Below are 12304 nucleotides of genomic sequence, written 5' to 3'. Positions count from 1 at the left end.
CAATCGTGCGTTCCACTTGCATGTATTAGGCACGCCGCCAGCGTTCGTCCTGAGCCAGGATCAAACTCTCATTGCTTCTTAAGTTTGAGTTCTTAACTCGTTTTTGTCATCGCTGACTTATTGTTCTTGACAGGTTACGTCTTCCGTAACCCGCACTTGGTTCGTCTTGTTCAGTTTTCAAAGGGCTCTGTCGTGCTGTCTCCTAACGAGACAACTACTATATTCTATCAGCTCTTCCCACCTTTGTCAACTCCTTTTCCTTACTTTTTTTCAACTAAATACTTTTCTTCTCCTAAACCTCGGCCCAACAGCCCCCTGAGACTGCATGACTGCAGGGGTTGGTTGCTCATGGAGGAAGCTGGAGGTCAAAAAGAATTTTCTGTTACTGTCGCTTTTTTGCTTAGTTGATTAGAAATTAAAATCAGCAAAATTGAGCATATTTCCCACCTGAGAGACCATTTGAGACTGGATAGATAAGAGATTGGGACGAAAGCCCCAATCTCCTTGCATCACTTCTATCAATCTGAAACTTTTCATCAGGAAAGCAAGCCGTCTCTATTCTTTTTAGTCAACTGTGTTTTTAGTATTTAAAACACTTGACTTGCCATTACCCGAAGTAATCCGGTAATCATCATATGTATTGTAAGAATAACTGTCAGTCTCTTTATCATCGCCAGTGTATTCAACCAGAGCTGACCATGATAATTTTTGAATGATATCTCCTGATGACTCATGCTCTGAATCATAGCCGTAATAAAAATCATAGACAACCGTAAATTCAACGGAAAAAGTTGTTGGTCCGGTTTGACTTACCTTGCTGACATCAATGTCGCTAAATGTGATGGAATCGGCACTTCTATTTTTAGCACCTGTGGTATTGGTATCTATCGTATTTTTGACATCTTGGTAAAATTTATTATTGTTTCCTCCGGTAAAAACATCATCCAAATCATCCGGTGTTGTTTGTGAAGACGCATATGAACTCATTTTGTGGTAAGCTTCTGTGATAAGGGAATCTGCGGTATCACGGTCAAGAACACCTTTGGCATCCAGAGTGACCATATCGCCATCATAGATGTCTTCTATAGCTTGAGTTTCCGATTTTAAGGATGATTTCCCGGGAAATGATTTCTGAACATAGATTTTAGATGCATCTGTGACAGCTAATTTGGAAACTTTGTACTTGCCGTCATGCAGCTTACCGATTTTACGGCTGCCTACGTACAGATCTCCATCGGTAAGATTGCTGTTAACCTGAAAACTGAGGTATTTAACATTTAAATTAACCTTTATATTATTGGTAATAGTTTCTTCAGATGAAACCTCAAGTTTCTGACCGGATACTGCGCCTTTAGCAACAAAATTATAAGTCCCCGGATAAAGCCGTGACAGTGTCTTAGTGTAAGAATCACTGTCTGTTTTAGCAATTCTCTTGTCATTAACAAATAACTCCAAACCTTTTGTGTTGACTGATACTGTAGCTGAAACGGGTTTGACAGCAACACGCCAGTCAGGAAAAATCAAAAATTTTCTGCCTATATTTTTCATCTGCCGATAGTCAGACATCAGGTCATCCATCTGCAGTGTTTTGTTTTCGTCTGCATTTCTATAGGTTAATTCTGATTTTTTAATTGGTTTTTCAGTATCACTCCATACTTCAAATGCCAAGGCTTCAGTAACATTATGGTTAGCGGCTTTCAAATACCTTTCCGCGACCGCTTCGCGGGAAAAATACTGATTGCCATAGATATAACCCGCTCCCAGCATAAGTAAAAGAATGAGCACCAGTGCTAATAAAGCTTTCTTGCCTTTTGACCAAGACTTTTCAGCTGGTTTTGGCAGTTCGCTGACAGATTTATTTTCTGCCGATTGGCTAATCTTAGTTAAATCAAATCCCTGACTTCGTGCCAAAAGAAATTCATCCGGCGTCGGTTGGCGGCCAGTCTGCTGTTTAAAAGTTTCCGCCCACAATTGCTTGGGAAGTTTTTCAGTCCCGGAAGCAGGTAACTTTGACCTTTGAGTTTGCTCTGTTATTTCAGCTTCAGGGTTCACAGGAATTTCATCGGCTGCATGTGAATTCTCTACTGAAAGAGTGTTGGAATCTATCGGTAAAGACTCTTTTGTATCTGCAGCGGCAGCTGCTATTTTTTTAATTGCTTTTAAGTCAAAATCAGTCTTTTTACCCTCTAAAAATTCCTGCGGCGTTGGTTGGCGGCCAATAACTTTTTCAAATAATTCTGCCCATTTTTCTTTGCTTGCCATAGTCCCATCCTATATTTCATATAATTTAGTCAATGAATCTTTTATGCTATCCAGTCCGCCTAAAAGGTTTGCTGCAATTGTTTTATTCATGAAGAAAATGATGAGAATAAAAACAAGAAATGCAATCAGGCGCACATAAAAATTATTGAGATTTCCCAGCGAAACTTTGATATTTGCCAAAAAGGCTACTATTAAGACAGCCAAACTGACAACACTTAAAAGAGCTAAATAGATAAATACTGTCTGAATAGAGCGAATGGCCGGTACTTCTTTAATCAGATGTGAAACTGAGGACAGCCCCTCAAAAGGATTGTCCATAGAACTGAAAGATGACACGATTTGATAAGAATATCTGCTTGAAACAACTAATTTATTTGATGTCAGGAAGCTCAGCAAAAAGATAAGCAGATTAACAGCTGCTAAAAGCGGAGTATAAGCAGCGTATTTCCCCAGTAAGAAAGCTGTTTTTTCTTGGGATTTAGCAGCAAATTTATGAATCAAAGCCGGCAGGGCAGCTACAAGAGCATAAGCAATGAAAATAATAACTGCAACAGCTATTATTTTGCTAAAACCAAAATTAGTTCGGACAGCATCTTCAACGACAGAAAAAGCTTCCGGTTCATTCATTTTAAGGCTTTCACCGCTGATGGTTATATTAATAATTGAGGTAAAAATTCTATTAACATAATTGACTAAACCGGCAGCTAAAAAGAGCGCTGTAAGAGCCAATGTTACCAGTCCGTAAGTAAACTGACTGTTTGAAGACTGCGCTGCCGGCCTTTTCAAACCTTCCAAGAACCATGCAAAATAACTTTTCCCTTTTTCCTTTAATTGTTCAACCTGCTGGTGCGATACCGTCTGATTATCAGCCTTATTTGCGGCAAATTCCTGCTCGTACTGCGGATTTTGATTTGATTCCCTCTCAGCTGCTTTTGCGGCCGGTTTCGCAGGTTTTTGAATCATTTCACTTTTTTCTTTTGGTTTGGCATCAGCTGCTGCATCATTCTGAAATTCTCCAGCCGCCAGAGCTTCTGCAATCTCTCTGGATGATGGTTCACGGCCATTAACTGCCTCAAAATAATCCAGCCAATCCTCTTTGTTCATGTCAATCTCCTTACAAAAATATTACATAACAAAATAAATTATAGCATGACAATTTTAAACTGACAAGGTGATAGCCGCAAGGTTTAAGACAGATTCTATCATTTCGGGGAAGACAAACAATTATCAAGGCCATTAAAAAAGCGCTGCTTAATCTTAACTGAAAACGGCTGTCCGCCATCTAAGGACAGCTCATTTTCTGCGTTAATCAGTCCAAATTAAAAGACCGAAACTTTGTGTTCCGGTCCTCATGACTGTCATATATTTTATTTGGCCTCAATGACACCTAAATTTCCGTCTTCACGGCGATAAAGTACATTCGTTGTATTGTCATTAGCATCTGTATAAATAAAGAAGTCATGCCCCAAAAGATCCATTTGCAGGCGGGCTTCTTCAATATCCATTGGTTTCAAGGTAATATTTTTGGTTCTTACAACTTTTACTGCCGGTGTTTCTTCGATTTCTTCTGCTTCAAACTCAGTTGTAAAAACATGAGATGCCGGTTTCTTTTCACGATGTTTCTTTGCAATTTTTGTCTTATTTTTGCGAATTTGACGTTCAATCTTATCCACAACTAAATCAGTTGAACCGTACATGTCTTGAGAAATATCTTCGGCACGGAGAGTAACTGAATCGAGGGGAATCGTAACCTCAACCTTAGCTGTTTTTTCACGGTATACTTTCAGATTGACACGCGCATCTAATTCTTGATCAGCATTAAAATACTTTTCGATTTTTTTGAGTTTAGACTCAACATAGTTACGGATCGCATCTGTTACTTCAATGTTCTCACCACGAATACTATATTTAATCATAAGCTACCTCTTTTCTTGCGCTTTAGACAAGCGCTTTCTTCACTATTATTATATCGCTTTCATGAAAATTTGCAAGCCTTTTTATCATCTTGCCAAAGAAAAGGACTTTATTGTTTTCACACCGTTTTCAAGCAACAGCTGCCTGGCTAACTGAATCGTAGCGCCTGTCGTGTAAATATCGTCGACCAATATAACCTTAGCAGGTAATTCTTTAGTTTTTCTTAAATAAAAAAACTGCTGACTGGACAGCCTGTCCTGCCGTGTTTTGCTCGATTGCTTAATGCTGTCATTCTTTTCCAATAATTGGCTGTAAGGCAGTTTTGCTTCATCCAAAAAAGCCTGTACCTGATTAAATCTGCGGGTCTTTAAACTTGAAGGGCTGAGCGGAATGGGAACCAGCGTATAGCCGCGGCTGTTTTTTAATGCTTTTCTGACAGTACTTGCAAAAACCTTCCTCAAAAGATAATCTCCTTGAAACTTATAAGCGCTAAAATAATCTTTCATGGCTTGATTATAGCAAAAGACTGCCTTATGATTGACCGCTTGTCCTTTGCTTTGCCAATAAAGACAGTTCTGGCAATGAGTACTGATACCATCTTTACAGCAAGCAGGACAATGACTGTCCGAAATACGCTGAAATTTGGAAAAACAGCTGCTGCAAACCGCATCCTCTGCAGCATTCAGGAAAAAGATGGAAGAAAAACCCAAGCCCTTTTCAAACGGTGACCGGCATATCAGACAGTTCATGTAAAACCTCCTCTTCGATTCATTTCTTTTATTTCGAAGACAGCCCTTTTAATCGCTTTATTGAGACCGTTATGAAAGAAAATCAAAGTTCCTGTCGGACGAGACGATGAACGTCCGACACGGCCGGCAATTTGTATCAAAGCTGTCTTGGTAAACAGACGGTGGTTGGCTGCCATTACAAAAACATCAACATCAGGAAAGGTGACCCCTCTTTCTAAAATCGTCGTTGACACCAGAATGTGAATTTGACCGCTTCTGAACTGCTCGATCTTTTCCAGCCGGTCCGCACTTAAACTGGAAACAAACTCAATGGATTCTTCCGGAAAATACTTTTGCAGAGATTCCGTAAAAAACGACCCTAGTTCAATATGAGGAAAGAAAATTAGTAAGGGAAAGCGGCTTTGCCGCTGCTTTCGCACATACCTTAAAAAACGGGCAGGAAGTCTTTGCTTATCTGCTTTTTCAAGAGAAAAATTCAGCCAAACAGTTTGAGGCACAACCAAAGGTTTGGCGTGAAAACGTCTGGCTAAATGCAGTTTTTTCAGCTTTCCTTGCTTAATCTGCCTATCCAGCTGCTCTGTTGAAGTGGCCGTTAAATATACCCTGACACCATCAGATTTAAGACAGTTATTTAAAGCATAGTGCAGCATTTTGTTATCAACAAAAGGAAAGGCATCAACCTCATCTACAATTAAAAGATCAAAAGCTTGATAAAACCTTAAAAGCTGGTGTGTCGTCGCAATAACTAGCGGACTGCGTTCATAGCTTTCCGATTCTCCGTGCAGCAGACTGATAGAGCAGGTAAAATCACGGCTTAAACGTTTGTACAGCTCCAGACAGACATCAATCCGAGGGCTGACCAGCGCCGCTGCTTTGCCCTGCCTGAGGGTATCATCCAGCGTGCCATAAATCATCTCTGTCTTTCCCGCTCCGGTTACAGCATGGACAAGTATACTTTCTTTATTTTGAACAGCCTCTCTCAAGCTGTCTGAAACAGCCTTCTGAAAAGGAGTCAGCTCCCCCTGCCAGCTCAAGGCCTGAATTTCAGGAAATGCCTGTTGCTCAAAGTAAAAGAGTTTTTCCCGGCTGCTGGTCCGCCCGAACACAAGGCAGCTCCTGCAATAAACAGAGCCGTCAGGCAAACTGGTGTCTGCGCTGTTTTTACTGCCGCAGCGGTTGCAAATAAAATAAGGAAACTGCTCTGTCATAGCCGGTAAGGTTCGGGCGTGCTTTTTTAGGCTGTCATCCAGCTGATTTTCGGGCCATAAACGGCCATAATAATTTTTCAGTAGTTCCATCAATTTTACTATTCGCAAAAAGTTATAAAAACCGACTTGCACCTTTTCAAAAAAACGGGTACACTTTGTCTATGAACTATCGTACAATTGCCAAAGACGGCAGCACAGAAGAGATTCTTAAAAAATCCCGCTTTATCTGTCAGGCCAAAAGGATTCACTCAGAAGCCCAAGGACGCGATTTTATTGCTCAAATCAAAAAAGAGCATTATAAAGCCACCCATTCCTGCTCTGCAATGATTATCGGGGAAAACGGTGATATTAAGCGCTCCAGCGATGACGGGGAACCCAGCGGCACCGCAGGAGTTCCGATGCTCAGTGTCCTTGAAAAAAACCACCTGACCAATCTTGCAGTCGTTGTTACCCGCTATTTCGGCGGTATTAAATTAGGAGCCGGCGGTCTTATCCGTGCTTACTCAGGAAGTGTGGCAAGTACAATCAAGACACTGGGAATGGTCGACGTTAAGGAACAGACTGGGCTTAAGCTGGAATTAAGCTATCCCCAGTATCAAAATTTTGCCAATTTCTTAAATGCACATGACCTGCAGGAACACGATACCGATTTTGCTGTCAATGTCACTACGACGATCTATGTTGATGAAGAAGATATTGACAGCATCCAAAGCAGCTTGAGTGATTTTTATCAGGGAAAAGTCAGCAGCCGTATTGCCGGCAGCCAAATCGTTGAAATTCCTGTAAGGTGATATGATTTATTTATCACCGTGATAAATAATTTATATTTTACAAAGCCTCTTTTTCAGCCTATACTGGAAGCAAATCAATTTTGCGAGGTATAGTATGACGACAAAAATTTACGATAATATCACCGAATTAATCGGGAACACACCGATTGTGAAACTAAACAAGGTTGTGCCTGCCGATGCTGCTGATGTCTATCTCAAACTTGAAGCTTTCAACCCCGGATCATCAGTCAAGGACCGCATTGCCTTAAACATGATTGAAGATGCTGAGGAACGCGGTATTATAAAACCCGGAGACACTATTGTTGAACCAACCAGCGGCAATACAGGTATCGGGCTTTCTTGGGTCGGTGCAGCAAAAGGTTATAAGGTTATCATTACGATGCCTGAAACAATGAGCGTTGAGCGCCGTAAAATTATCCAAGCCTACGGAGCCGAACTTGTTCTAACACCAGGCAGTGCCGGAACCAAGGGAGCGATTGAAAAAGCTCATGAAATTGCTAAGGAAGTAGGCGGCTGGGTTCCTCTCCAATTTGACAACCCTGCTAATCCAAAGACGCATGAACTGACAACAGGTCCAGAAATCTTGGATGCCTTCGGTTCACACGGGCTTGATGCTTTTGTAGCCGGAATCGGTACCGGCGGCACAATCACCGGTGTTTCACGTGTCCTCAAAAAGGATAACCCCGATATTAAGATCTATGGCCTTGAGGCTGATGAATCAGCTGTTCTTTCCGGCGATAAACCAGGTCCTCATAAGATTCAAGGCATCTCAACCGGGTTTATTCCGGTAGCACTTGATACGCATTCGTATGATGAAGTTATCCGTGTTAAATCTGATGATGCTTTGGCAACCGGCCGCAATTTCGGCGGTAAAGAAGGTTTCCTTCTGGGTATTTCAGCCTCAGCTGCCGTTTGGGCTGCGATTGAAGTGGCTAAAAAGCTTGGCAAGGGTAAAAAAGTTTTGGCTATTGCACCGGATAACGGAGAACGCTATCTTTCAACAGCCCTGTATGAATTTGACTGAGAATTATTTTAAGGCGGCGGGCTTAACACCTAATGCCGTCTTTTATAGCAAACGAAAAAGAGCAGAGAATTCACGCTCAGTGTGAATTTTTCTGCTCTTTTTAAAATACCATTTAATAAAAGTGCTTGTGAAGTCGGTTACTGTTACTCTATTCCTGAGCTTCCTTATGCCGATCCTGCAAGTAATCAAGATTTTCCTCAATCCAGACAGGCAAATTATCAGCCAAAGGCTTAAAACCAATGTTTAAACGACTGTTGGAAAAACGATGCCGATGCTGATAATGGTGCTTTTCTTCTTCTAAGGTTCGCAAAGACAGACTGGCTTTTTGGCTGTATTCATCATAGTCGACAACCTGAACAAGGACTTCCTCACCTACAGATAAGGTTCGATAAATATTATCAATATAGCCCGTTTTAATTTCCGAAATATGAATGAGACCTATTGATCCGTTTGCCAGCTGAACAAAGGCACCGTAAGGTTTGATACCGGTAATTTCTCCCTTTATCTTATCACCGATCTTCATCGTCAGTCACCTCAACGGTTTCAATGACAACCTCTGTTACCGGACGATCTGAAGCATCTGTCGAAAGATTGGCAATCTCATCTAAAACATCAAAGGAAGCCTGATCAGCCAGCTGTCCAAAGACAGTATGCCGGCGGTCAAGGTGCGGTGTGCCGCCATTATCCGCATAAGCAGCCGCAATTTCCTGCGGCCAGCCGCCGCGCTCCAGTTCTTCAGCACTGTAAGGGAAATTTTGGTTCTGAACAATGAAAAACTGACTGCCGTTGGTATTGGGACCTGCATTTGCCATTGACAGGGCACCGCGAAGGTTGTAGAGTGCTTCTGAAAACTCATCTTCAAAACGCTGACCGTAAATAGACTCTCCGCCCATACCGGTACCGGTCGGATCGCCCCCTTGAATCATAAAATCTTTGATGATTCGGTGGAAGATAACACCATCATAATAACCGTTCTTAGCCAATCCAATAAAATTAGCGACCGTTTTGGGTGCTTGTTCCGGAAATAATTTTACTGTTAAATCGCCGTGATTGGTCTTGATAACTGCGGTGGGAACATTGATACTGTCCAAATTCAACTGCGGAAACTGTACTTTTTTTTCTGTCAAACCTAATTCCTCCAAGGCATATAAAATGCCGTCTTCTTCTACATTTTTTGTAATAAAATCAGCCTTTTCTTTCAAATCACCATGACCATTGCCCATAGCAACTGTGACACCGACGTAATCAAACATTTCAAGATCATTCAGACCGTCACCAAAGAAAAGGACATTCTCAGGCTTTAGATGGGCTCTTTTTAAGACATGAGCCAGACCTGATGCTTTAGAGACACCGTTTTTGATGACATCAGACGAGTTGGGATGCCACCTGACAAAACGGATATCCTTAGCCAGCTCGGCCGGCAGCTGCAAGCTGTCACCGACATCTTCAAAGGTCCACATATGATAAACATTGTGTTTTTGATAAAAATCCGGGTCAACATCGCACAGACCGTAAACAGGCACAAGCGCTCTGTCAACTAAATCCGTACGCCTTGAGACAACAGCCTTATCCTTACCGGCAAAACCGTAGTCAATACCAACTTCCTGACACCAGGCAATATATTTTTCGATAATAGCCTTGTCAATAGGATCGTTGAAAATTTCATTGTTCTCATGGTCAATCACGTAAGAACCATTAATGGTAACAAAAAAGTCGGGCTCCAAAGCACGAATTTCAGGAACAACACCATAAGGCGCTCTGCCCGAAGCAATACCCGTCAGAATCCCCTGCTTTTTCAGACTTTCAAAAGCAGTTGTGACTGATGGTGGCATGTAGCCGCTGTCTTTGATACGAAGCGTGTCATCGATATCAAAAAAGACAGCTTTAACTTTTTCAGCCTTGTGTTTTAATCCAGAATTCATCCTTCAGCCCCTTGCAAACTCATTTCTTTTATTATTATAACATACTAATCGTCATCCTGCGGTACCAAATGATGCTGAAAAGCATAGACCACTGCCTGCGTCCGATCGTCCACCTGCAGTTTGGACAGAATATTAGAGACATGCGTTTTTACAGTTTTTAAAGAGATGAAAAGTTCATCAGCTATTGTCTGATTGTCATAACCTTTGGCAAGCAGCTCCAAAATATCTCTTTCCCGGGCAGTCAGATCTTCATGCAAATCAGGATTGTCATGATGGGCTTTAATCTTCTTATCAACTTCCGTTTCAATCGCCAAATCGCCTTTGGCCACCTTTTTGATGGCATTCAGAATTTCTGCTGCGCTGGAAGTTTTCAGCATGTAGCCCTTGGCTCCGGCTTCAATAACAGGATAAATTTTCTCGTTATCCAAATAGCTGGTCAGCACCAAAATTTTAGCATCCTTCCATTCCTTCAGGAGCTCAAGAGTGGCTTCAACACCGTCCATTTCAGGCATGACAAGATCCATCACGACTACATCGGGCTTTAATTGCAAGGCCAGTTCAATCCCTTCGCGGCCGTTACCGGCTTCTCCGACAACTTCAACATCTTCCTGAAGGTTAAGAAAACTCTTCAGCCCCAGCCTTACCATCTCATGGTCATCAACCAGAATAACCTTTATTTTACTCATCAACATCTCCTTTCATTATCGGTACATGAATATCCATAACAACACCTTTGTCTTTAGCACTTAAAAAATGTACGGTCCCCGCGAGATCGTTGACACGGTCTTCGATATTTTTCAAACCGTAACTCAGATCACGGACAGCATCCATATCAAAGCCGATACCGTTATCAATCATTTTGAGCTGAACCTCAGAAGACGTCTGATACAGATAGACTTCCATCCGGCTTGCTTTGGCATGCTTCAGTGTATTGCTGATAAATTCTTGGGCAATGCGAAAGAAATTACTTTCAATCGCTTTGGGGAGCTTATCAATATTTTCCTTATACACAACTTCGATATTGCTTTTATCTGTCAGCTCTTTGATGATCATGGCCAGTCCTTCTGAAAGTGTCTTGCCTTCCAGCTCAGTAGGGCGAAGATGCAAAAGAAGAACCCGCAGATCATTTTGAGCATTGTTCAGCATATCCTCAACAGCTAAAAGCTGGGTTTGCAGCTGCTTTTTGTCTAACTGCTCCAGATTATGCGAAACGCCCGACAGAATCATCGAAGAAGCAAACAGCTCCTGACTGACAGTGTCGTGCAGGTCCCGGGCTATCCGTTTTCTTTCTTTTTTGACGATTTCCTGACTGCTGGTAATATAAGCATTCTCTGTTTTTTGCAAATTATTGGTCAGCTGCTGCATCTTATCTGATAAGCGGTTGACATTTTTCCCCAGCTCTGTGTCATCTTCCTGACTAATAGTTTGATTGAGCAAAATCCGCCTTAGATTTTGATTCAAATGCCTTTTGCTGTTATCATCAACAATCATCCAGACCAAGAGCAAAAGAAAGGTCAGAGAGATGAAGGCTGCAAGGAGCGACAAGATAAACTGCTCCATAACAACCCAATCTTTCAGTAAATCATCTAAATCAAGGTTGAGGCTGTTGATGATGACAAAAACAATAGAAATAACGGTAACCGCAGCATAAAGGAAAATCATGAAAATGGTTCGTTTTCTCATATCCGTTCCACCTCCACTACTCCTGCAATGACATTCACAATAATCTTGACTGATTTGGTCAGATCCTGCCTGCTGTCTGCCAGCTTAATGGTCTCATTGCGCAGATCATATTCGGGCGAATTAAAGAAGCGAACATTCCCATAAATACTGCTGACATCTAATTTGACAGCGACATCAACAGGAACTAAAATCTTGGTTGGCCCGTAGACCTTGCGAATCATGACAAGATTGTTCTGTCCCGTCACAATCACCTGACTCAAATTGATGATATCACTTCCGCTTAAGCGAATCACATTGATATCATCAAAGGCATATGAATCAGTCTCAATATACTCATTGTTACCGATCCATTGATGCGGTTTTTTGCTGACATTGAGCCCTTCTTCCTGCAGCTTTAATAAGGCGTAACGGTTTTTCTTTTTAACCTGAGCAAAGTGGTTAATCATGACATAAAGAATTCCCACAAGCACCGCAGCGATGGTATAGGGGTTGAGCATGAAAATCAGAAAAAGCAGGAGCAAGCTGGCCGTCAGCAGAAAATCATTTTTACTGCCCAAGTGGTAAAATCTCAGGGCTAAAAGCGTAATCACCAGAATCAAGATGAAACTCGATAAATCACTGGCTAAAATAGTCATAAAGGCCAGAGCAATCAGGATCGTCTCTACAACTAGAAAAAATTGGAATTTTCGCATAGGTTACCTTCAAGTCTTATAATTCTTAGTCATTGTACCAAAATTCAAGATAAATTTCA

12 protein-coding genes and 1 rRNA gene are annotated in these 12304 nt (G+C 41.6%); 2 read left to right on the top strand and 11 right to left on the bottom strand.

Features of this window, described 5'->3' with window-relative positions; genetic code table 11:
• The 6 genes from AC4HAN_RS09850 to AC4HAN_RS09825 form a co-directional block, all read right to left on the bottom strand.
• A 16S ribosomal RNA gene (locus AC4HAN_RS09850) occupies window positions 1-76 on the bottom strand; the annotation flags it as partial.
• 488 nt (window positions 77-564) lie between these two features.
• Window positions 565-2262 (bottom strand): zinc ribbon domain-containing protein, encoded by a 1698-nt coding sequence (locus AC4HAN_RS09845; protein ID WP_491092351.1) that lies wholly within the window; start codon window positions 2260-2262, stop codon window positions 565-567.
• Between the two features lie 9 nt (window positions 2263-2271).
• On the bottom strand, window positions 2272-3366 hold the full coding sequence (locus tag AC4HAN_RS09840) for a hypothetical protein (RefSeq protein ID WP_491092350.1): 1095 nt from the start codon (window positions 3364-3366) through the stop codon (window positions 2272-2274).
• A 263-nt stretch (window positions 3367-3629) separates the two neighbouring features.
• Window positions 3630-4178, bottom strand: a complete 549-nt coding sequence (hpf, locus tag AC4HAN_RS09835; RefSeq protein WP_075345601.1) for a ribosome hibernation-promoting factor, HPF/YfiA family — start codon at window positions 4176-4178, stop codon at window positions 3630-3632.
• 84 nt (window positions 4179-4262) lie between these two features.
• Window positions 4263-4925, bottom strand: a complete 663-nt coding sequence (locus AC4HAN_RS09830) for a ComF family protein (protein ID WP_491092349.1) — start codon at window positions 4923-4925, stop codon at window positions 4263-4265.
• Window positions 4922-6223, bottom strand: coding sequence for an ATP-dependent helicase ComFA (locus AC4HAN_RS09825; RefSeq protein WP_491092348.1), 1302 nt, complete (start codon window positions 6221-6223; stop codon window positions 4922-4924). The genes AC4HAN_RS09830 and AC4HAN_RS09825 overlap by 4 nt, the downstream gene beginning before the upstream one ends.
• 71 nt (window positions 6224-6294) lie before the next feature.
• On the opposite strand from AC4HAN_RS09825, the gene AC4HAN_RS09820 reads away from it, so the two are divergent.
• Both AC4HAN_RS09820 and cysK read left to right on the top strand, forming a co-directional pair.
• A complete protein-coding gene (locus tag AC4HAN_RS09820) occupies window positions 6295-6924 on the top strand; it encodes a YigZ family protein (protein WP_491092347.1) in 630 nt (209 codons plus the stop codon).
• Between the two features lie 94 nt (window positions 6925-7018).
• The gene (gene cysK / locus AC4HAN_RS09815) at window positions 7019-7948 is read left to right on the top strand and encodes a cysteine synthase A (protein ID WP_491092346.1); all 930 of its coding nucleotides are present in this window, start codon (window positions 7019-7021) and stop codon (window positions 7946-7948) included.
• A gap of 148 nt (window positions 7949-8096) precedes the next feature.
• On the opposite strand, the gene AC4HAN_RS09810 is transcribed toward cysK, so the two are convergent.
• The 5 genes from AC4HAN_RS09810 to liaF are packed head-to-tail and all read right to left on the bottom strand — an operon-like array spanning window position 8097 to window position 12245.
• On the bottom strand, window positions 8097-8471 hold the full coding sequence (locus AC4HAN_RS09810) for a S1 RNA-binding domain-containing protein (RefSeq protein ID WP_491092345.1): 375 nt from the start codon (window positions 8469-8471) through the stop codon (window positions 8097-8099).
• Window positions 8458-9870 (bottom strand): bifunctional Cof-type HAD-IIB family hydrolase/peptidylprolyl isomerase, encoded by a 1413-nt coding sequence (locus AC4HAN_RS09805; protein ID WP_491092344.1) that lies wholly within the window; start codon window positions 9868-9870, stop codon window positions 8458-8460. The genes AC4HAN_RS09810 and AC4HAN_RS09805 overlap by 14 nt, the downstream gene beginning before the upstream one ends.
• A gap of 44 nt (window positions 9871-9914) precedes the next feature.
• Window positions 9915-10556, bottom strand: coding sequence for a response regulator transcription factor (locus tag AC4HAN_RS09800; protein WP_491092343.1), 642 nt, complete (start codon window positions 10554-10556; stop codon window positions 9915-9917).
• Entirely contained in the window at window positions 10549-11553 is a 1005-nt protein-coding gene (liaS, locus tag AC4HAN_RS09795; RefSeq protein WP_491092342.1) for an envelope stress sensor histidine kinase LiaS, read from the bottom strand. The genes AC4HAN_RS09800 and liaS overlap by 8 nt, the downstream gene beginning before the upstream one ends.
• Entirely contained in the window at window positions 11550-12245 is a 696-nt protein-coding gene (liaF, locus tag AC4HAN_RS09790) for a cell wall-active antibiotics response protein LiaF (RefSeq protein WP_491092341.1), read from the bottom strand. The genes liaS and liaF overlap by 4 nt, the downstream gene beginning before the upstream one ends.
• Between the last annotated feature and the right edge of the window lie 59 nt (window positions 12246-12304).

The sequence above is a fragment of the Streptococcus sp. ELY_86 genome, assembly GCF_058314495.1.
This window is presented reverse-complemented; position numbering and strand designations above follow the sequence as displayed.